This is a genomic window from Shewanella sp. 492 (genome assembly GCF_059338445.1).
In genome coordinates this window covers 3209351-3231896 of record NZ_CM181702.1, presented here as the reverse complement: position 1 = coordinate 3231896, position 22546 = coordinate 3209351, and the positions used below count along the sequence as shown (strand labels likewise).

General features: G+C 49.8%; 14 protein-coding genes and 1 riboswitch. Of the genes, 11 read left to right on the top strand and 3 right to left on the bottom strand.

What is annotated here, in order from left to right; translation table 11 throughout:
* Positions 1 to 375 precede the first annotated feature (375 nt).
* Complete coding sequence (locus AC5YBX_RS14265) at positions 376 to 1857, top strand: protein adenylyltransferase SelO (RefSeq protein ID WP_494520960.1); 1482 nt, start codon at positions 376 to 378, stop codon at positions 1855 to 1857.
* Between the two features lie 62 nt (positions 1858 to 1919).
* Here the strand turns inward: AC5YBX_RS14265 and AC5YBX_RS14260 are convergent, their stop codons facing one another.
* Positions 1920 to 2585 carry an SDR family NAD(P)-dependent oxidoreductase gene (locus AC5YBX_RS14260; RefSeq protein ID WP_494520961.1) on the bottom strand — a complete coding sequence of 222 codons (666 nt, stop codon included), beginning with the start codon at positions 2583 to 2585 and terminating at the stop codon, positions 1920 to 1922.
* A gap of 390 nt (positions 2586 to 2975) precedes the next feature.
* Here AC5YBX_RS14260 and AC5YBX_RS14255 point away from each other — a divergent pair, with 390 nt between their 5' ends.
* Positions 2976 to 3962, top strand: a complete 987-nt coding sequence (locus AC5YBX_RS14255) for a cytochrome-c peroxidase (RefSeq protein ID WP_494520962.1) — start codon at positions 2976 to 2978, stop codon at positions 3960 to 3962.
* A 106-nt stretch (positions 3963 to 4068) separates the two neighbouring features.
* On the opposite strand, the gene AC5YBX_RS14250 is transcribed toward AC5YBX_RS14255, so the two are convergent.
* Positions 4069 to 9279 (bottom strand): S8 family serine peptidase, encoded by a 5211-nt coding sequence (locus tag AC5YBX_RS14250; protein WP_494520963.1) that lies wholly within the window; start codon positions 9277 to 9279, stop codon positions 4069 to 4071.
* A 938-nt stretch (positions 9280 to 10217) separates the two neighbouring features.
* Here AC5YBX_RS14250 and AC5YBX_RS14245 point away from each other — a divergent pair.
* Both AC5YBX_RS14245 and AC5YBX_RS14240 read left to right on the top strand, forming a co-directional pair.
* Positions 10218 to 10505 carry a sll1863 family stress response protein gene (locus tag AC5YBX_RS14245; protein WP_494520964.1) on the top strand — a complete coding sequence of 96 codons (288 nt, stop codon included), beginning with the start codon at positions 10218 to 10220 and terminating at the stop codon, positions 10503 to 10505.
* A 63-nt stretch (positions 10506 to 10568) separates the two neighbouring features.
* The gene (locus AC5YBX_RS14240; protein ID WP_494520965.1) at positions 10569 to 11051 is read left to right on the top strand and encodes a sll1863 family stress response protein; all 483 of its coding nucleotides are present in this window, start codon (positions 10569 to 10571) and stop codon (positions 11049 to 11051) included.
* 411 nt (positions 11052 to 11462) lie between these two features.
* Here AC5YBX_RS14240 and metH read toward each other — a convergent pair whose 3' ends face one another.
* Entirely contained in the window at positions 11463 to 15185 is a 3723-nt protein-coding gene (metH, locus tag AC5YBX_RS14235; protein WP_494523897.1) for a methionine synthase, read from the bottom strand.
* Between the two features lie 327 nt (positions 15186 to 15512).
* On the opposite strand from metH, the gene AC5YBX_RS14230 reads away from it, so the two are divergent.
* The 7 genes from AC5YBX_RS14230 to AC5YBX_RS14200 all read left to right on the top strand — a co-directional run bounded on the left by AC5YBX_RS14230 (position 15513) and on the right by AC5YBX_RS14200 (position 22441).
* Positions 15513 to 16118: a histidine phosphatase family protein gene (locus AC5YBX_RS14230; protein WP_494523896.1), complete on the top strand. Its 606-nt coding sequence runs from the start codon at positions 15513 to 15515 to the stop codon at positions 16116 to 16118.
* Between the two features lie 149 nt (positions 16119 to 16267).
* Positions 16268 to 16438, top strand: a riboswitch (cobalamin riboswitch).
* Positions 16439 to 16591: 153 nt separating this feature from the next.
* On the top strand, positions 16592 to 17386 hold the full coding sequence (locus tag AC5YBX_RS14225; protein WP_475517043.1) for an ABC transporter ATP-binding protein: 795 nt from the start codon (positions 16592 to 16594) through the stop codon (positions 17384 to 17386).
* Positions 17386 to 18450 carry a FecCD family ABC transporter permease gene (locus tag AC5YBX_RS14220; protein ID WP_494524831.1) on the top strand — a complete coding sequence of 355 codons (1065 nt, stop codon included), beginning with the start codon at positions 17386 to 17388 and terminating at the stop codon, positions 18448 to 18450. Before AC5YBX_RS14225 ends, AC5YBX_RS14220 begins: the two co-directional genes overlap by 1 nt.
* Positions 18451 to 18488: 38 nt before the next feature.
* Positions 18489 to 19517 (top strand): nicotinate-nucleotide--dimethylbenzimidazole phosphoribosyltransferase, encoded by a 1029-nt coding sequence (cobT, locus tag AC5YBX_RS14215; protein WP_494523895.1) that lies wholly within the window; start codon positions 18489 to 18491, stop codon positions 19515 to 19517.
* 62 nt (positions 19518 to 19579) lie between these two features.
* Positions 19580 to 20347, top strand: coding sequence for an adenosylcobinamide-GDP ribazoletransferase (locus AC5YBX_RS14210; RefSeq protein WP_494523894.1), 768 nt, complete (start codon positions 19580 to 19582; stop codon positions 20345 to 20347).
* Entirely contained in the window at positions 20344 to 20871 is a 528-nt protein-coding gene (cobU, locus tag AC5YBX_RS14205; protein ID WP_494523893.1) for a bifunctional adenosylcobinamide kinase/adenosylcobinamide-phosphate guanylyltransferase, read from the top strand. The genes AC5YBX_RS14210 and cobU overlap by 4 nt, the downstream gene beginning before the upstream one ends.
* Positions 20872 to 20890: 19 nt before the next feature.
* Positions 20891 to 22441, top strand: a complete 1551-nt coding sequence (locus AC5YBX_RS14200) for a cobyric acid synthase (protein WP_494523892.1) — start codon at positions 20891 to 20893, stop codon at positions 22439 to 22441.
* Positions 22442 to 22546: the final 105 nt, after the last annotated feature.

Sequence of the window (22546 nt, the reverse complement as noted above, 5' to 3'; positions counted from 1 at the left end):
GATGCGTGCCAGAAGTCTAAGCTGAGGCAACACCATTCATTAGTGGCGCTGATGAATCCGCCAGAGATGAAGGCGACTTAAAGTGATGTTTCGTTCTCTTTATCAAACGGTTTGCGCTAAAATAAGGGGTAATTTCGACAGATTGATCTCAACTTAATGGCGCAGAAGCCGACTTATAATACAAGTTAAGCACAATGGGCACGCTGTCGGCGGGCTGCAGATTGTCATGTTTGACTAACAGGTGGCATAAATCTATGCTGGTGTTGCTTGTTATTGTGATATTACAGTGCCTTAAGTTAAATACAGCCTTGAATTGAACACAGTCTTAAATTGAATATTGATTCAGATTGGTTCTAGCATATGGATATATAGACCATGAAAAAGATCGCCATAGACTTAGGATTAAACTTCGATAACAGTTTCGCTAAACAGCTTGGTGGCTTTTATGTCGCCTGCGAGGGCGATGTTGCACCAGCGCCTCAGTTGGTTAAATTAAATACAGCCCTAGCCAAACGCATTGGTTTAACCAATGAGGACCCCACGCAGTTAGCCCAAGTGTTATCGGGCAGTACCAGTCCGCTTGGGGCGCTCCCTTTAGCGCAAGTCTATGCAGGACATCAGTTTGGCGGCTTTACTCCGCAACTGGGTGATGGGCGTGCCTTGTTATTGGGCGAAGTGTTAGATACAGAGGGGCAGCGCCTTGATCTACAGCTAAAAGGCTCTGGGCCAACCCAGTTTTCTCGCGGCGGCGATGGTAAAGCGGTGATGGGGGCTGTGCTGCGTGAATATATCCTCAGTGAAGCGATGCATGCGCTTAATATTCCCACCACCCGCGCCTTAGCGGTTGTCGCCACGGGCGAGTCGGTGAGACGTGATATGTTATTGCCCGGCGCCGTGTTGACCCGTATCGCATCAAGCCATCTGCGTGTCGGCAGTTTTCAGTTTTTTGCCGCTCACGGCGAAGAAGATAAAGTTAAGCAGTTGGCCGATTATGCGATAGCGCGCCATTATCCCGAGCTCTGCCTCAGCGAACATCCCTATTTAGACTTTTTACGTGCGGTGCGTAATAAACAAGCTCGTCTCATAGCCCAGTGGCTGCTAGTGGGGTTTGTCCATGGGGTGATGAACACTGATAATATGACCATCAGTGGCGAGACTATCGATTATGGCCCCTGTGCGTTTATCGACCATTACGATGCCGATAGTGTGTTTAGTTCCATCGACAGAGAAGGACGTTACGCGTACAGCAATCAGGCAGCCATAGGTCAGTGGAATTTAGCACGCTTAGCGGAAACCTTGCTCCCGCTTATCGATGAGTCACAACCTGTGGCTATTGAGCTGGCGACACAGGCGGTAACTGAATTTTGGGATGTATTTAAATATCATTGGGTTAATGGCATGCGCGCCAAGCTTGGTTTATCTACCGAGGAGGCTGGCGATCAGGCGCTGGGCGAGGAACTGCTCGAGGCTATGACCGGAGAGAAAGTCGATTTTACTAATCTATTTCGCCAACTCGCGATCGATTTAAGCCAGCAAGGTAACGATAGCCAAAAGTTATTTAATAATGCCGATAAGTTTAACGCCTGGCGTACGCAGTGGCTGGCGCGTATTACGCAAGATCCGTTAACGATTGAGCAGAGCGTGGCATTGATGGATAGCGTGAATCCGCTTTATATTGCTCGCAATCATCAAGTTGAGCAGGCCATTGAAGCGGCGCAGCGTCACGGTGATTACCAACCCTTTGAGCGTTTAGTCGAGGTGTTAACTACGCCTTATACGCCGCAAGCAGGGGCAGAGGACTATGCCAAGCCCGCGCCCGCCAGTTTTGGCCCCTTTGTCAGCTATTGCGGCACCTAAGCTGCTCCCTAAAATTCGCCTTGCCAAATGAGCGATGGCAAGGCTCGCCATGGGTTGAGCGGTTAACCCCGTTGAATGGTGATATCTGAGATATAGCCATGCTCACTGGATACTAATGCCTGCTTTAGCATCCCCGCCGCCTCCTCGGCCGACATAAAACTTGAGGTATCGAGCCTTTGACCACTAGTTGGCCAAAAGTCGGTATCCATTCCACCAGGGTAGACGGCAATCAATTTCATCGGATTGTTTTTAAGCTCTAAACGTATCGATTCAATAAAGCCGCGCACCGCCCATTTTACCGCACAATAAGTTGATTCGCCGGCTTTAGCGGCGAGCGCTGCCGTAGACATCACTATCACTACATTGATCGGCTGATCTTTGTAGCGTTTCACGATCTCACGTATTAACAGTATGGTGGAGGTGACATTGTTCTCTAACAAGGTGTTTATTTCAGCGGCTTGTTGGGTTTCAATAGCACCAAAATAGCCGCTGCCGGCGCAATGAATGACGGTGCTTGGCGGGCTGAGACTGAGGCTATCAAATAGGGCGACAATACTGGCTTCATTGGCTAAGTCGGCCGCGATAGGACTGATATTGAGATGTTGCTGACTCAGGGCGTGTAGGCGAGCGGTCGATCGACCACTAATGGTCACAGCACGTCCATCAAGGGCATATTGTTTTGCTAATGCCGCGCCCAAGCCACTACTGGCGCCGGTTATTAATATCATCAGTTTACTCCACTTTTTTAAGCCATTAGGTTGCCACGTTCTCTGGGCTATTATGCACATTACGGGGGCGGTGAGCATCTACCTCGCCATGACGATGTAAAAGGCATAACTTATCTGCTGGCGGACAGTGGCGTAAATATAAGCATAAGTAAGTTTAAGGTATGGGATGTAGGTATCAGTTTACTAAGCTGTTTATGGAGTGTTTTATTACTGTGTTGATAGCCGGTGTGTGGTGGTTATTATTAGCTATTTTTTAGATTAAACAGTGACTTGAGCCTCATATTTAACATCAGCGGCAGCGATAGGCTTAATCGAAAATTACCGTTATATCAACGGTGGAGCTTGGCCTATTATGGCGGCCATCACCATATTATTATTAAGTGTATTTCCATGATTAAGTTAATTCCTGTCGCCATTATGTTGGCTTCTATGTTGTCAATGTCAGCCGCTTCGGCCAGTGAACCAATTGAACCGATAAAACCTGCGGTGATCACTAACCCTGACAAAGTGGAACTCGGCAAAATGTTGTTTTTTGAGCCTAGGCTTTCTAAGTCGGGTTTTATCTCTTGCAACTCATGCCATAACCTCTCGACGGGTGGCGTCGATGCCCTGCCGACCTCGATAGGTCACCATTGGCAAGAGGGACCAATAAATTCGCCAACGGTGCTCAATGCTGACTATATGCTGGCGCAGTTTTGGGATGGCCGCGCGGCCGACCTAAAAGCTCAAGCTGCAGGCCCTATTGCCAACCCTAAAGAGATGGCTTACAGCCACGAACTGGCGATAGATACCATCGCCTCAATGCCGGCTTATGTGGCGCGTTTTAATCATGTTTACGCCTCAGATGAGGTGAATATCGACCGTATTACCGATGCCATCGCCGCGTTTGAAAAAACCTTGGTGACCCCCAATAGCCCATTTGATCAGTATTTGACCGGGAATGCCGATGCAATTAGTGCTGAGGCGAAAACGGGTTACCAGCTATTTAAAGATAAAGGCTGTGTTAGCTGTCATAACGGCCCGGCCGTTGGCGGCACCATGTACATGAAGATGGGATTGGTAAAGCCATTTCATACCGACAACCCTGCACAGGGTCGCAAAGCGGTGACAGGTAATGAAGCCGACAAATATGTCTTTAAAGTGCCAACGTTGCGTAATATCGAACTGACCTATCCCTACTTCCACGATGGCAGTGTGTGGACGCTTGAAGAGGCGGTCGACACCATGGCTGATATTCAGTTGGGGCAAAAATTAAGTGAAGATGAAATTAACCAGATGGTCGCGTTTTTAAAGACATTAACTGGCGAGCAGCCACAAATTGTCCTGCCGATATTGCCGCCATCGAATGCTAATACACCGCGCCCTGCGCCGTTTTAAGCGGCTTCTTTTTTAGCTGAAAAAAAGTCGGCAACAGTGAACCTGTTGCCGACTTTTTATGACCTTGCAGGCGGTGCTTGCCGCAAGTTGTCTAAAGTTTTACCTGTTATTTACGCGACGGGCGACGAATCATCGCTGCCAAACTCAGTAGCATCAGGGCAAACCAGCCTAAACTACCTCCTGAGTCATTGTCTGTTTCAGCTTCTGGTTCTGGTTCTGTTGTAGGCTGTGACGCCTTCACTGTTACAGTGATCTTAGCGTTAGATTTCTCTTTGCCATCAGATACCGTTACCGTGAATTCATGGCTGCCGACACTCAGATCTGTGACCGTTGTGACTGCTTGCTCAGCATTGGCAATCGTCCCTGGACCTTCCCATGCGAAGCTTAAGCTGTCACCGTCAATATCGACAGATGCAGAAGCGTCGAGGGTAATGCTGCTACCTTCATTGGCTGAGATACTTGTTGATGCGACCTTAGCTTCTGGCGCGTCATTGATTGGTGTTACCGTCAACACAAAGCTAGTGCTAGTGCTATCAGTCACATGTTCATTGTCATGGACAGTCACTGTTACCAAGGTCTCACCAGAAAAGTGCGCCGCAGGGGTTAGCGAAAAGCTATCGCCTTCGACGGTCGCTTCGATATTATCACCAGTTACCACAAGGGTGTTGGCGACCTTGTTAGCATCGACATAGACCACCTTGATATCTTCAATGGTGCCATTTTCTGCAACGGTTAAGTTAGGTAGATCGCCCAGCTTGATATTGCTTGGTACATCGATTGAATGCACCATACTCTTTTTAACATCGCCACCAATGGTGTAATGCATGGTGATATCCATAACCTGACCAACCGCTTCAGGCTGAATAACCGCTTTGACTTTTAATTCAATTGCACTAGCTTCCGGGCCTTGATAGTCGAAACACATCACTAAATCATCAGAGAGCACTTCGTCTAGGTTGTCGAAGCCAACCATAGTGTATAGGTAACCATCTTTCGGGCCCGCTTTTTGCGAGTAAGGGCTGTCAAAACCTTCTACAAAAATCGCCCCTTTTTCAAGGTTGGCACCTAAGTTGTCATAGGCAAAGATGATTTCGAAACGGTTGTCTCTAAAGTCTGCATTAGGGCTCAGCATTACCTGATAATCATATTGATCGCCTGTAACGCTGTCAGTGACATTATCGAACTCCATAAACAGCATGTCGCCGATATCTGGACGTTCTTCAGCGTACTGCATGGCTAGCGTTAACCCCCAAGGATCTTGATAGTCCTGACGATAGTTCATTTCAAACGTACCACGCCAGAATGGGCTGAGTGACTCAAGTAAGAAGCTAGGACCTCTATGCCAGCCCATGACCCAGTAGGCATCGTTAAACTGTATTGCACCAACAGGGTGCATACGGAATATGCCGCCATTATCTTGATTATAAAGTTTAAATTGTTCCTGCTGCATACCGGTAAATAACCAGTCCATCGGAATATCGTAATAGTCTTCACTGCCACCGACATACCAATTCTGACTCGGTTGTAAACCAAAGGTATTTAAATCAATATAGCCACCGGTTGAATACTCATCGATTAATGGCGTGCGACACTGCTGGGAGGTCAGGTTATTGGTCACGACATATTCGCGCGGTATGTCTCGTGTCGAGAGTTGCTGACCTGCTAAGCTCATGCCCGATTCATCAATGACCAAGTTTTCCAGTATCGTGTCATTATTACTCACTAAGGTGTTTGGCGCTAAGCGCATACCTTGGGGTAACTCGACTTTAAAGTCATAGGCACGCTCATTAGATTCGAGGTTTTGGATAAGGTTGATTTTTAAATCAATAACATCCATTGAACGAGCCTTAGTTTGGCTCACATCTAACGATAGTGCGTCTGTGCCACGAGTTAATTTAAGCGAAGTAAAGCCAAGCGTCCCTTCTTCCCCCGGCATATTGCCTAAGTCAAAACCTCCGTAATAAGCATCACCGGTTTTCGCATCGGGCAGATCCCAGTTGAGTGTAAGCTCATAGTCACCGTTACCATCGTGCGATGATGGGCCGTTTAAGGTGATGTTAGCATTATCACTATTGTCGGCAAGTAACGCATACCCAGTCGTCACATTGTGACGTTTTTCCTGATAACCGATATTCGATACCGCGATCCAATAGGTACCCGGTACTGGGTCAATGAAGTCACAGTAGTTGGTAATGGTTTCCGATGAAGACTGACACACTAATTCATCAAAAAACTCATTTCGCATCGCGTTAGGATCATCACTGTTTTGATCTGCGCTAGGGATAAAGCTAGCGTTATTATTGGCGTCTAAACCTACAGTAATAACTGGGTTAACACCTTGATAGCGTGGATTTCGCTCTTCTGTTGGCTTGAGATCTTCCACTGACTGCACTTCTACAATTAAGCGTTTAGTGCCTTCCGGTACCGTGATAGCCTCTATATGCCATCCGTCGGCGATACTGTCATCGGTTAAAAACGGACCCACTTGCTCGAGTTCAGCTGCGAAGGTGGTGGGTTTAACTAAACCATACATGCGTGGAGTAAAGTCGCTGTAGTTATCGGTATTGACCACGAAAGTCTCAGAACCGATGTTACGATTTACGGTAAGGCGTTTCTCTGCGGGTAGGGCATCAGGAACCGATAAACTTACCACCGGCATGTGCAATTCCGGTGAACGATTGCCCGTTTCGGTTAAGGTGATTTGACCATTGAAAATGCCAAAGTCATTGTTGCCTTCCCATGGAGAATCTGGCTCATCAGGTTCGAGTAAATGGCTTACGCGCCCAGGTACTGTCATGGTGACCTGAATAGATTGTGACTCGCCTTTCTTTAAGCTGAACTCAGTCGGGCTGACCGTCAATTCAGAACCATCGTCTTTGGTTTGCGCGCTTAGGCTCCAGCTACCATCTTTGGTGGCCGTAACCGTTCGCATCCAGCTGCACTCACTTTTACAGTTCATATCAACCATAGAAGGAAGGTTGAGCCAGTTAACGATGCCCCCATTATTCGGATTGGCATCAATATAATTTTCAACCGACTCATGCATGACTAGGCCGGTTTCAGCGGCTTTAGCCACGTCAATGGCGCCCGCACCTGCCATAAAGTTGTATTCGACATCGAGTGCCGGAGCGTCTTGATAGGGTTCATATTTAACTGGATTGGCGGTTAACATTAATGCTGATTGAATTTGCGCTGGGCTCCAATCACTATGCAGTTGTTTTAATAACGCCATGGCACCGGCAGTATGGGGTGATGCCATCGATGTGCCGCTCATCATGGTCCAATCACTGGCGCGAGGCGCAAAGGTAAATGGCTGATCATCGGCATTGGCAGCGTAAATATTGACACCCGGTGCGGTTAGATCTGGCACTAAGTTATCAATAAAACGGCTAGGTCCCATCGAGCTAAAGTAGGCAAGCAGATTGCCTTTTTCTGGAACGATAGAGTATTCATTAGTAGTGGCAGTAATGGTGCCTTTTGCCATGCCCTCACTGCTTTGGTTGATCCAATTTTTAAGGGTATAGCGGGCGCTTGAGTCAACGTTAATGCCTGGAATTACAAAGTTATCGGCAACTAACCCTTGGCTATAACTGATGTTTTGTAACACTATGCCACTGGCGCCACCACTTTGAACATTAATGGCTTTATCAACACGCGCAATATCACCGCGCTCACACACCACTATTTCATTATTGGCAAAGGTGCCAGCAGGAAATGGAGCATTACAACTTGCGGCGGTAAAACCATCGCTTGGGTCTGGGTCGGGATAGTTTTCGGCTAATACAAATATTCCACTGACGGCATCAGTAAAACCTAAGCCTTTAATATCTTTATAGGGCAGTGTATAGCTAGGACCATCACCTTCGAAATGAGTAATGCTCGTGTTACCTACTGATAAAATACGGTCATGGGTTGTTGCACCCACGGTGGTTACCCAAGGAGAGGTATGGTCGGCAGAAAAGAAGTAGGGGCCAGAGTTACCCGCCGCCGCTGCAACTGAGATGCCCGCCTCTCGAGCCGATAAGAAGGCCAGTTCAATAGGATCTTCCCACGGGAAGTTTTCACTGCCCCCAATCGAGAAGTTAATCACATCGACACCATCTTTTATGGCATCTTCAAAGGCGGCTAAGATCGCTTCCTCAGGACAGCCAGCATAAGGATCGCCTTGGCCACCGGGATAACACACTTGGTAAGAGACAATGTGAGCCCTTGGTGCAACGCCAGATGTCTGCGCGAAAGTAACGGGTAGGTTTACCCCATCACTTACCGCTTCACCCGTTGAGGTCTGCAGTGGCGTATCGAATAGTGTGTTGCCTGCTGCTGTGCTGGCAGTATGCGAGCCATGACCATTATAATCTTCACCTGTTTTTGGGCGGATCAGTGTTGTTTGCCATGGATTGTCTTGAAACTCAGATGCGTTATACGCCGCGGTGATCACATCGTACGAGTAAACCCCAATCAGCTTATCATTACATAAACTGGTGTCTACCTGGCAATCTCCTAAAAAGTTACCCGCACCCAAGGGGTTGTTGGCAGAAAATCCATCATCAGCGGCAAACGCTGGATGGTCAGTATTGATGCCGGTATCAATGATACCCATCACCATGCCTTCACCTTTAGCTTTAATACCTGAACTGGTCTCGCCAGCCCAAGCGGTATCGGCATTAATAAACTCTGGGCCACGGTCGGTATTGAGTTTGAAAATTCGACTTGGGGTGATTTTTTTGATGCCAGCGGTGGTCGCCATGATCTCGGCATCGGCTTGAGTCATTTTTACTGCAATAGCGTTGTTAGCTAGAGTGTAGTGGCTGACAACATTCAGTTGCGCGCCTTTCGCCTGTGCAGCGGAAATAACGCTATTTTGTTTTTGTCTTAAAAGTGATTGGTATTGACGTACAGGCTGGCTATTGATATCAAGTGTTGCCGAGCCTTGAAAGGCCTGATTCTGTCTTGGGCTGGTTGCCGGATAGCCCTGAAAATCGCCATTATAGGTTGATACTGGTTCATCAGTTAGCTGTACGATAAAGACATGATCACCTTTAATCGAGTCATCAAACTTAAATATGTCGATGGGTTTTTTATTGGGCAGAACATGATTAACCTGTCCCGGTTTGCCTGAAAATATATCTCCTGCTTGATATGATTTACGTTGCTCATTAATATTTGCCACATCTTGGGATGTGAATGTTGGTACATAAAAGCCACCATCACCCGATGGTTTAGCTCCGATATCCGCAGCGGCGTAGCTTGCAGTGCTAATGTATATCGCACCGAAAACGGCCATACTGGCTTTATTTAACTTGAATAGATTTTGCATTTTTTATTGGTTTTCCATTCGTGTTGGCAAAGTTGAAAGATATGACGCTCAATGTTTCGCATGTATTTGCGAAACATTTGGTAAACAAGTTATTAACATGTGGGGGGTAATTCAACCGCGCCGTTTGTTAGCGAATTAATGCAACTATCTTATGAACCTTAAATAAAGCTTTATTCAGACTTTTATGCTGTTAAGCAGTTGTTTAATAGAGTGGTAAATCAACAGTGGTTAATTTAACGGGTGCTTATATGGTTGTATCTTTTTGTATCTTTAGCGAAAAATAAAATCTACCGCCACAATGTTATACTTTAGCTGTAATGACTCTTGATCTTAAAACGGTTGATATTAAAAGCTATCGTTATTCCGTACGGTACTTAACGCATATCATCACGAGATGTGGCGTTTGCGAAATCGCTTTCTATCGGAATGATGTTTGTTGATTACCCCTCTATGGGGATGGCAGAGCTGCATTTTTTCTGGTGCAGTGCATTAAGTATGGCCGTGAGTCGATAGGTTCAGGCTTGATTGATTTATAAAATATAAGTTAATCAATGTAGTCGATATCAACACTCTCTTCTGAATTTTAGGTAAGATTTTAATGAATAATCTGACAGGATTATTTATTAGATATTTTATATTGTCTTTGTTGTTAATTATTAATTTGTCGTCTCTATGCCTTATTTGAAATATTAATCAGTATGAGCTATGCTTTTAACTCATTTAATGAATTTCAAAGGAGACGCAATGTATTTAAATGCTCCCTTTTTTATCCCATCTATAAGATCATTTACGACTTTCCTGTCATCTGTAAAAGTTAGTATTTTCTAATTTATCTGTTAGTAAAAATCAATGATATTACCGAGTTTATAAACGTAACATGAAGCAAGGTGTTACGCTTATCTTTGTTTTTATTGTTTTTTTTGTAAAAGGAGAACGATATGAGTATGAAGCAAGCATATGAAAAGAAATTACGGGCTCAATTGGATGAGTGGAGCGCGGAGATAGATAAGCTTAAAGCCAAAGCAGATAAGGCCGAAGCCGACGCTCAACTTGAATACTATAAAAAAATTGAAGAACTGCGGACAATGCAAAGGGATGTCGCTAATCAATTAATTGAACTTGAAGAGTCTAGCGATGATGCTTGGGAAGATATTAAGGCGGGTATCAACAATGCGTGGGACTCGCTCGACAAAGCATTGAAATCAGCAGTGCAGAGGTTCAAGTAATAGTTCAACTAATATTAGGTAAATATTAGTCTAAACAATGACAAAGTATTAAGGAGATTGCTTGTGAAATCATTTATTAATGCATTTTTGTTAGCCACCATAATAGGTATTGTCCCGCTAGGTTATGTACAGATGAGTTATGCACAAACCGATAGTGATAAAGCTGAGGAAAAGACCTCAATAGAAGATGTTAAAAAAGAAACCGAAGAGATGCTTAAAACGATTGGTGCATACAGTGCCGATAAGCGAGATAAAGCGGTGGAAGAAGTCAAAGCGAGCCTTGATAAGTTAGATAAGCGCATCGATGCGTTAGAGGCGAAGACAGATAAAAATTGGGATGAAATGAGTGCAACCGCGCGCCAAGATGCCCGCGAAAAACTCAAAGCACTTCGTAAGCAACAGAATAAAGTTGCCCAGTGGTATGGCAGCATGAAATCCAGCTCTGCTGATGCATGGGAAGAAATTAAGCAAGGGTTCTCGGATGCTTATAAAGATCTCGAGAAGTCGTGGGAAGAAGCTGAAAAAGAGTTTGAGTCTAAAGAATAACGGGACTTAAAGATGGCATTTTACCCACCCCCATGCTTTTTAAGTAATTAGTCAGAAGCTACAAGATTCGCCATCGAAGTTGCCGAAATAAGTAGATAAAAATGCCGTATAGCCATCATGGATGATGGCTAAGGCTCGGAGGGCATGGATGCCCGAACTGAGCCGTTAGGCGATTTTTATTGGAGTATGAGGCGCCTAACTAATGCATGTAACTTCGTCTGGGGCGGCAAGGGGAGATGCAAGAGGGGGATTGCTGTTGATCCCCTTCTTGCTCGGGTGTGGGTTGAAGACCCACGACTTACCTCGGCCGTAAGGCCGTATGGGTTAGTGAGGCGAAGCCTCAGTACTAATGTTCAAACGAAGTTTGGGTAATCAAAGGAGTCAAGGTGATGACTCCAGATCACTCCCCCGTTAAACATCATAATCCAATACTGGTGCTAACCAGCGTTCGGTTTCCTCGATACTCATTCCTTTACGTTTGGCATAGTCCTCCACCTGATCGCGGCCAATATTGGTCACGCCAAAGTAGCGTGATTGCGGGTGGGCGAAGTACCAACCCGATACCGCGGCGGTGGGGAACATGGCGTAGCTTTCGGTGATATTAAGCCCAATGGTTTCATCTGGCTTAAGTAAGTCCCATAACAAGCCCTTTTCGGTGTGATCTGGACAGGCGGGGTAACCCGGTGCTGGGCGAATACCTTTATATTTTTCGCGAATGAGTGCCGTGTTATCGAGATCTTCATCGGCGGCGTAGCCCCAAAACTCTTTACGCACTCGCTCATGCATGCGCTCGGCGAAGGCTTCGGCCAGACGGTCGGCTAAACATTTGAGCATGATGGCGTTGTAGTCATCGTGGTTGGCTTCGAAACGGGCAATATGCTCGTCGATACCATGACCTGCGGTGACGGCAAAACCGCCCATGTAGTCGGCCACGCCTGAGTCTTTAGGGGCGACAAAATCAGCCAAACAAAAGTTATCGTTGCCTACGCGCTCTATCTGCATCCGCAGGTGGTGGGTCGTCATCTCCACTGTGGTGCGGGTTTCGTCGGTGTAGAGCTCAATATCATCGTGGTTAACGGTATTGGCAGGGAACAGGCCGATAACGGCTTTGGCGGTAAGCCATTTTTCGTCGATGATCTGCTTAAGCATGGCTTTACCATCGGCGAATAGCTTACGGGCTTCTTCACCGACCACCTTGTCGTCCAAGATCTTCGGGAAATGGCCATGCAGTTCCCAGCTACGGAAAAACGGGGTCCAGTCGATACGCTCGACTAAGTCTTCCAATGGGTAGTCATCGAACACCTGACGCCCTAGTTGATTAGGGACAAATGGGGTGTAATTGGCCCAATCGTGCTGGCAGCGGTTGTCGCGCGCGGCGGCAATGGGGATGATCTGTTTGCGTTTTTCTTGTGAGTTACGCTTGTCGCGCATCATCTGATATTCATCATAGGTGGCATCGATAGTGGCTTGACGCGTCTCATTGCTGATAAGTTTCGATACCATAGGCACGGCGCGTGATGCGTCGGCAATATAGATGGCGCCCGTTGGAGCGTGGGGCGCGATTTTAACCGCGGTATGAATTTTCGAGCAGGTCGCGCCGCCAATGATCGACGGGATAGTAAGCCCGGCCTTATGGAAGGCTTTAACGTTGTGCACCATCTCATCGAGACTCGGGGTGATTAAGCCTGACATGCCGATGATATCGACATTTTCCGCCTTGGCGACCTCGATGATCTTCTCAACGGGGACCATCACCCCAAGATCGATCACCTCATAGCCATTACAGGCCAGCACCACGCCGACGATGTTCTTACCGATATCGTGCACGTCACCTTTAACGGTGACCATCAAGATTTTACCGTTAGACTGACCTTCGACTTTTTCCAGTTCGATATAGGGGTTTAAGTAGGCGACCGCTTTTTTCATTACTCGCGCCGATTTGACCACTTGGGGCAAAAACATCTTGCCCGAACCAAAGAGATCGCCGACCACGTTCATGCCATCCATGAGCGGCCCTTCAATCACATCCAGTGGCCGAGTCGCCTGCTGTCTTGCTTCTTCGGTGTCTTCATCGATAAAGTCGGTAATGCCTTTCACTAGGGCATGGGCAAGACGTTTGCTCACCTCCCAGCTGCGCCACTCTAAATCTTCTTTCTTAGCCACTTGGCTGCCATCACCGCGAAACTTCTCGGCGACCTCAAGTAGTTGCTCGGTGTTATTTGAATCTGCCACTGGGCAGGGCAGGTTTTGCACTACCGCTTCAACGCGCGCTTTTAACTCGCTGTCGATATCGTCATAAATCGCCAGCTGACCCGCGTTGACGATACCCATGTCCATCCCCGCTTGAATCGCATGATAGAGGAACACGGCATGAATCGCCTCACGCACCGGGTTGTTACCACGGAATGAGAACGACACGTTCGATACCCCGCCCGAGATCATCGCGTGGGGTAGGGTGCGTTTGATCTCACGAGTGGCTTCAATAAAGTCGACAGCGTAGTTGTCATGCTCGTCAATACCGGTAGCAATGGCAAAGATGTTGGGGTCGAAAATAATATCTTCTGGCGGGAAGCCCACCTTATCGACTAACACCCGATAGGCGCGGGTACAGATCTCGATCTTACGTGCCTTGGTGTCTGCCTGACCTTGCTCATCGAACGCCATGATGATGGCCGCGGCGCCATAACGTTTAACCAATTTGGCGTGGTGAATAAATTGCGCTTCGCCCTCTTTCAACGAGATGGAGTTGACTATGCCTTTGCCTTGAATGCACTTAAGGCCTGCCTCTATCACTTCCCATTTAGAGGAGTCGATCATAATCGGCACCCGGCTGATATCGGGCTCAGAGGCGATAAGGTTAAGGAATTTCTGCATCACCTCGACGCCGTCGAGCATGCCTTCATCCATGTTGATGTCGATGATCTGGGCGCCGTTTTCTACCTGCTCACGTGCGACGCTGAGGGCGGTTTCATATTCGCCATTTTTGATCAGCCGTAAAAAGGCAGCCGAGCCGGTGACATTGGTGCGCTCGCCCACGTTCACAAACAGCGAGTTGGCATCTATGGTCAGTGGCTCAAGCCCCGACAAGCGGCAAGCCACTGGGATGTCTGGCAGCGCCCGCGGCGCATGGGAGATAACCGCCTCGCGAATGGCGCTAATATGGGCCGGTGTACTACCACAGCAGCCGCCAATAATGTTTAAAAAGCCCTCTTGTGCCCACTCACCGATAACGCTTGCCATCTCTTCGGGGCTTTCATCATAGCCACCAAACTCATTAGGCAGCCCCGCATTGGGGTGCGCCGACACATAACATTCGGCAATTTTTGACAACTCTTGCACGTAGGGGCGTAGCTCTTGCGGACCAAGGGCGCAGTTAAGACCAATCGACAGTGGCTTAACGTGGCGCAGCGAGTTGTAAAAGGCTTCGGTGGTTTGCCCTGTGAGGGTGCGGCCCGAGGCATCGGTGATGGTGCCAGAGATCATGATGGGCACGCGCAGCTCAAGCTGTTCAAATACCGTTTCTATAGCAAACAACGCGGCTTTGGCGTTGAGGGTATCGAAGATGGTTTCCACCATGATGATATCGGCGCCGCCTTTAAGCAGCGCCTCAATCGACTCAATATAGGCATCGACCAGCTCATCGAAGCTGACATTACGGTAACCGGGATCGTTAACATCTGGGCTAATCGAGCAGGTGCGGTTGGTGGGGCCAAGTACCCCGGCAACATAACACGCGCGCCCTGTTTCAGCGCTGATCTCGTCGGCCGCAGCGCGGGCAAGGCGTGCACCTTCAAGGTTAATTTCAACAGACACCTCCTGCATCTCGTAGTCGGCCATGGCGATACGAGTGGCGTTAAAGGTATTGGTCTCGATGATATCGGCGCCAGCGAGTAGGTACTGTTTATGGATAGCTTTGATAATGGCGGGCTGAGTCAGAACCAGCAGATCGTTATTACCTTTGACATCGCAGGGCCAGTCTTTAAAACGCTCGCCGCGAAAGTCGGCTTCCTCAAGCTTATGATCTTGGATCATGGTGCCCATGGCGCCGTCGAGAATTAAAATACGTGATTCGAGCTGCTCGGTGATCTGCGCTGTTATCTGTCTTATTGGGGTAACAGGGGGTCGGGTCGCCATAAAATTCTACCTATATCCTACTCGATGCATGTCCACGACTGCTGATGCAGTGCGACGAGGGTGTGATCACCCTGCTATTATTTTTAGATGTATAAACGTATAGACGTCTATAGTAATTGCTATAGTAAGCGACTTATTAGGCTAAGGGCAAGTCAAAAGAGTATCAGTTTTCCCCCTCGTTAGCCCAGTGGCTTATAGGCTGCAGCTTAGCCTGTGGGTGATGTTTGTTTTGGCGCAATTGCAGCCCACGGGCAGTGTTGCCCATATTGCATTGGCGCGCCGTCTCGGCGTATGCTGCCACGGCATGACAAATATCAAGGTAAGCCAATGACACAAACGATTTTTTATTTAATGCGCCATGGTCAGTGCGAGGGGGGCAATGTGCTGCGAGGCCGAAGCGACCAGCCTTTGAGTGAGCTGGGATTTGCCCAGATGCAACTGGCCTGTGCGACTAAATTACCCGAGACGATAGATGCGCTGGTGAGCTCCCCCTTGAGCCGCTGCCAAGTGTTTGCCGAGTATTATGCCAATAAACAGCAGTTACCTTGCTCAGTTGAGGCGGGTTTGATGGAGATTGATTTTGGCCGCTGGGACGGTGAGGCGCTTGATACCTTGTTTGCTGAGCATAGCGAGGCGCTTAACGCCTACTGGCAAGATCCTTTGCGTGCGCCATTGCCAGGCAGTGAGCCGCTAGATGTCTTTGAGCAGCGGGTCGAGACCTGTATCGAGCAAGTGTTACATAGACACAGTGGCAAAACCCTGCTGCTTGTCACCCATGGTGGGGTTATCCGCCATTTGATGGGGCTGGCGCTGGGGATCCGCGGCGAAGTGGGCTTCTATACCCAGTTAAGTCTCGATTATGGCAGTGTGGTTAAGTTAAGCCACTTGGTCGATAACGATGGTAAAGGCTATTGGCGCTTACATTGGGGTTAATGCCTAAGCTGAGTGCGCGTTAGTTATCAGCGTTTGTCGTCAACCAGCGCGGCAAATACAAAAGGTGGTTTGCCTCTTAGGGGAAATACCGCATAATAGCCAACAATTTTAGGTGTCTAGCATACAGATGACGCCGAGCGTAAGGTGTTGAGCAGCGACTCACTTAACGTGGGTCGAGTAACTCAAACTTAATGGGGAATTGGGGAGTGACCTAAGGTCATCAGCCCAAACTGTGCCCGCAACTGTGAGTGTGTTGAGTAAGGCAATTGGCCTTGTCTGCAACCACAAGTCAGGATACCTGCCTTACGCTATAGCCTAATGACTCAAGCGGGTGACTTGAGGGAGCTAAAGATGAACAACCGACTTGGGGCGTTAGCCCCGCTTGGCAGCGGCAGGTCGACACCTGCGCGGTCGCAACACACTTTACCCTATTACTTTGCGGCTTGGATGATGAGCCTGTGACGTCAATCCCTATGGCGTTATCTGCCCAACACCTTAGTTGGCACGCGGGCGAGCGCGCCATTTTGGCTGATGTCAGTGTCGAACTGCCCCAAGGCCAAATGCTGGGGATCATCGGCCCTAATGGCGCCGGTAAATCCACCTTACTGCGCTGTCTATATCGTTATTTGACCCCAAGCCAAGGGGATATCACCTTATTTGGCCGAGCGGTGGGCGACTTTTCGGCGCGATCCTTTGCCCAGCAAGTGGCGGTGGTGCTGCAAGACACGCCGCACCATTTTGACATGACCACGGCGCAGCTGGTGGCGCTAGGGTTGACGCCCCATAAGGGGGCGTTTTCGCTCACCAGCGACCAAGACAAGCACGATGTGCGCCGCGCCTTAGCCACAGTAGGTTTAACCGCGTTGGCCGACCAAGGGTATGAGCAACTTTCTGGCGGCGAGAAACAACGGGCGTTAATCGCCCGCGCCATAGTGCAAAAGCCCAAGCTGTTGATCCTCGATGAGCCCACTAATCATTTAGATATCCGTTATCAAATACAGATCTTAGAGCTACTGCGTAGCTTAGAGATGACGGTGGTTATCTCGATCCATGACCTTAATTTAGCCAGCGCCCTGTGTGACCAATTGCTGCTGCTCGACCAAGGCCACGCAGTTGCCCAAGGCCGCCCAAATGAGGTGTTGACCGAGCAGCGTATTGCCGAGGTCTTTGAGGTGTGCTGCCAAGTGAGCCCGCACCCACAACACGGTAATCCGCAAATTAATTACTTTTATGGCTACCATAATGTCACCCAAGGGGAGACGCCATGATGCGCTCGCCCGGATTATCGGCCAGCGAGCGCCTTTGGCGCGGCCTGCTATTGGTCACAGGGTTTGGGGGATTAAGCCTAATGACGCCGCTGTTAGCCGCCAGTTTTGGTGCGGCGCACATCGACTTTAACCAAGTGGTCGATGTGGTGCTGGCCACCCTTGGCGGTGAGCGTCCAAGCAGCGTCACCGCCCGCATTGTGATGGAGCTGCGGATGCCGCGCATCGCGCTGGCGTTTATCGCCGGTTTTGGTTTAGCCATCGCCGGCGCCGTGCTGCAAACTGTGACCCGCAATCCACTGGCCGACCCTTATCTTTTTGGCATCTCTTCTGGCGCCTCCTTTGGTGCCGTAGTGGTGCTTACCCTGTTTGGCGGTGCGGGCGCGCTATCGAACGCCTTATCCATATCATGGCTTGGCAGCGTCAGCCTGCCGGTGGGCGCCTTTATTGGCGCCAGTCTCGCAGTGCTGATGGTATTGGCCTTGTGCGGCCGCGCCATGAGCACTCAAATCGAGCGCATGCTGCTTTCTGGGGTGGCGATCTCCTTTATGTTTGGTGCGCTCACCAGTTTATTACTCTATTTTTCGGGCCCTCAGGCGGCCGCCTCTGTGCTGTTTTGGAGCTTGGGCAGTTTTGCCAAGGCCAGTTGGTCTGGCTTGGGGCTGCCCTTGTTGGTGGTGGCCGGTGCAACTGTGATCATATTGCTGTTTAAACGCCAGATAGTTGCCATGAAAGCCGGTGATGAAACCGCCCACACTTTAGGGATCGATGTGCAGCGCCTGCGCCTAGCCATGTTGCTTTTGTGCTCGTTAATCACTGCCGTGCTGGTGGCTAACTGTGGCGGAATCGGCTTTGTAGGTTTGATGATCCCGCATATGGTGCGCCTGTTGCTGCCTGGTCGCTTCGCCTTGTTGACCACAGGGTTGGTGGGCGGGCTGTTTATGATCTGGGTCGATGTATTAGCCCGTTGCTTGCTGAGTTACCAAGAGCTGCCTATCGGCATTATTACCGCGGTGATCGGCAGTGTGTTTTTCTTGTTTATTTTAGGCAGCAAGCGCCGCGGCTAAAGACGAGGCCAGCTGCAGACCCGTTAAGGATATAACCCATGTTTAGCGTAACGCCGGTGAACCACCAATTTGATGGCGAGATTCAGCAAAAAATCGATTGTAAAACCAAGCCATTAGGCGCATTGGGCCGACTCGAACCCTTGGCGCTGCAAGTGGCGCAGGTGCTGGGGGCAACGTGCCCGACTATTAAGCAGCCTAAGCTGCTGGTGTTTGCCGGCGATCACGGTATTGCCTGCGCGGGCGTGTCGATTGCCCCTAGCGAAGTGACCACCCAGATGGTGCTTAATTTTCTGCATGGCGGCGCGGCCATCAATGTGTTTTGTGCCCAAGCAGGCTTTGCGATGGAGGTGATCGATTGTGGTATAGCCCATCCAGTTACAGGCCATGAGGCACTTATCGATCAGCGCCTTGGCGCCGGCACGCGCGCGTTTCATCTCGAGGCGGCCATGTCAGCTTCCTGTGTTGAGCAAGGCTTTGCTATGGCGAAGGCGCGGGTGGCCTTGCATCATGACAATGGTACAAATCTCATTGCTTTTGGCGAGATGGGCATTGGCAATACCTCATCGGCGGCGGCGATTATGGCGGCGCTCTTACCTGTGGATGTCGCCGCTTGTGTTGGGCGCGGCACTGGTATCGACAGCGAAACCTTGCAGCGTAAACAGGCCTTAATCACTCAAGCCATACAGCTACATCAAGGGCAATTAAACACACCACAGCAGATATTGGCGGCGCTGGGCGGTTTTGAAATTGTGCAGATGACCGGTGCCATGTTGGCGGCGGCCGAGCTGAAAATGCTGATCTTGGTCGATGGCTTTATTGCCACCACCGCCGCATTACTGGCGGTGACCATCGCCCCTGCGGCGCGTGATTACATGATTTTTGCCCATCAATCAGATGAGGCTGGGCATCAGTTGATGCTGCAACATCTGCAAGCTGAGCCGCTATTACAGTTAGAGATGCGTTTAGGTGAAGGCACAGGGGCGGCGCTGGCCTTACCCTTAGTGCGCGCTGCTGCGGCGTTTTATAACGAGATGGCGAGCCTGCAAGATGTTGGCATCGCGATTTAATCCATTTAACCAGCGATTTAGAACATTGCACTAAACAGGGCAAGCGGACGGGAGTGAAGCAGATGCTGCATAAAGAGTTAAGCCTATTTTTGATTGCCATGGGCTTTTTTACCCGCATTTCTATGCCTCGCTGGGTCGAGGTTAACGGCCAGCGGCTCAATCAGGCGAGCCGTTACTTTGGCTTGGTGGGCGTGCTGGTAGGGGCGATAAGCGCGCTGGTTTATACGCTGGCCAGCATGGTGCTGCCCAGCAGCGTTGCCATCATCTTGGCGATGGTAACCAGTGTGCTGGTGACTGGCGGCTTTCATGAAGATGGCCTCGCCGATACCGCCGACGGTTTTGGCGGTGGCTGGACGCTGGCAGATAAGCTCAACATCATGAAAGACTCGCGGGTCGGCACCTATGGCTTGTTGGCCTTAGTGTTTGCGCTGTTGTTTAAGTTTGTGCTGCTCAGCGAAATCGCCCTGTATCAGGCCGATTTAGTGGCGGCGGCGCTGATAGTGGCCCATTGCCTTAGCCGAGTCGTGGCGGCGTCGCTGATTTTTTCTGAGCCTTATGTGCGTGAAGATGCCAGCAGTAAGAGTAAGCCGCTGGCACAATCGCAAACCGTCAATGAGTTGCTGATATTGCTGGCCAGCGGAGTGATCACCTTATGGGTGGCGGGCATCGCCAATGCGCTGAGTTTGTGCGCCTTGCTGTTGCTGGTGCGTTACCTGCTTATCCGCGGTTTTAGGCGTCAAATTGGTGGCTACACGGGCGATACCTTAGGCGCGGCGCAGCAGGTGGCAGAGCTTACCTGTTACCTGTTTATCTTGGCCATCACCCTATGATCCATTTGGTATTAGGTGGTGCGCGCAGTGGTAAATCCAGCCATGGTGTGGCGTTGGTATCGCACTATGTTGCCCGCGGCTCCGAGGCGTTATTTATCGCTACTGCCCAGGCCTTTGACGATGAGATGACGGCGCGGATTGCACGTCATCAAGCCGAGCGTGCGGGCGATGAGATTGCATGGCGCATGCTTGAGTGTCCACTGGATTTAAGTGAATGTTTGGCTCAGCAGGCTCACGCTAAGCAGGTGATCTTAGTCGATTGTCTTACTTTGTGGCTGACCAATCAGTTGCTCAGCGACGAGCATGACTGGCCGCAGGTGAAGGCGCAGTTGCTGGCAACCCTTACGGCGCTCCCGGGCGATGTTATTTTAATCTCCAATGAGGTGGGCAGCGGCATAGTCCCAGCCGATCCCTTGAGCCGGCGCTTTGTCGATGAAGCCGGTTGGTTGCATCAGGCGATAGCGGCCCTTGCCGATGAGGTAACCTTAGTCACCGCTGGCCTGCCGATGCGCTTAAAGGGATAAGCAATAAGATGATGAGACGATGAGTCAATCCAATAACAATGCTATGCAAAATAAAGCCGTGGCCAACGTCTTGATGGTGCAGGGCACCACATCAGATGCGGGCAAGAGCACCTTAGTGGCTGGCCTGTGTCGTTACTTTGCCCGTAACGGGGTCAAGGTGGCGCCCTTTAAGCCGCAAAATATGGCGCTAAACAGCGCGGTGACCGCCGATGGTGGTGAGATTGGCCGCGCGCAGGCGTTGCAAGCGGTGGCCTGTGGCTTAGCACCGCACACCGATTTTAATCCTATTTTATTAAAGCCAAGTTCCGACACCAGCTCGCAGGTGATAGTACAAGGTAAAGCCCTTTCCCATATGGACGGTCAAGCCTATTTTGGCAAAAATGCCGCAGGGTATCGCATCAAGGCGATGGCAGCTGTGCTCGACTCGCTATCAAGGTTAACGGCGCAGTATGAGCTTGTCATGGTCGAGGGGGCGGGGAGCCCTGCAGAGATCAATCTACGTGAGGGCGACATTGCCAACATGGGCTTTGCCGAAGCGGTCGATTGCCCGGTTATCTTGATCGCCGATATCGATAAAGGCGGCGTGTTTGCCCATATCGTTGGCACCTTAGCCTTGTTGTCCGACTCCGAGCGTGCGCGAATTAAAGGGGTGGTGATTAACCGTTTTCGCGGCGACATTAGCCTGCTGCAATCGGGATTAGATTGGCTAGAAGCTGAGATCAATAAACCTGTATTAGGGGTACTGCCTTATCTAAATGACCTTTATCTGGACGCCGAAGATGCCCTTATGGTCGCACCGCAAAAATCTACTCACCCTAAGTTTAAGGTGTTGGTATTGGTGTGGCCGCGCATTAGCAATCATACCGATTTCGATGCCTTGCGCTTACACCCTGATATTGAGTTTAGTTATTTAACCGTCACATCTGCGTTTGATGGCACGGCGCCCCAAGCGGACCTGATTATTTTACCCGGCAGCAAGAGCGTGCGCCAAGATTTAGCGACTATGCTGGGTAATGGCTGGGACACATTGCTGCAAACTCATCTTAGGTATGGCGGCAAGGTCATTGGGATCTGCGGCGGCTATCAGATGCTGGGGCTGGCCATTGACGATCCGTTAGGTGTCGAGGGCGAGGCCGGCGAGAGTGAGGGGCTGGGGCTTTTGCCGCTGGTCACCGAATTAACCGCCACTAAGCGTTTGGCGCAGGTATCGGGCGTATTGAATTTGCTAGGCGAACAAGCCAAGGTGAGTGGGTATGAGATCCACTGTGGTCAATCCCAACATTTAGGCCAGGGGCAAAGCCTACTGCGTCTGCGCGCCGATGATGGCAATCATGGGGTTGATATCGAAGATGGCGCTTTATCCGCTGATGGGCAGATATTGGGCACCTATCTGCATGGCATTTTTGATCAGCCCAAGGCGTGCCAGCTACTGCTGCGCTGGGCGGGAATGACCCACGCCCCCGCCATCGATATCGATGAGCTTAGGCAGCAACAATTAGATCGCTTAGCCGATATGTTGGCCGACAATATGGACATGGACAGGCTGCAGCAGCTTATCGCTAACGTCTAAGCCCAGTATAAAATGAGCCCAATATAAGTAAGGTGAGCTGAGTATTAGCTTTAAAAATTAACCCAATTACAAGCCGTTACATCACGGCGATACCACACAAGAGAC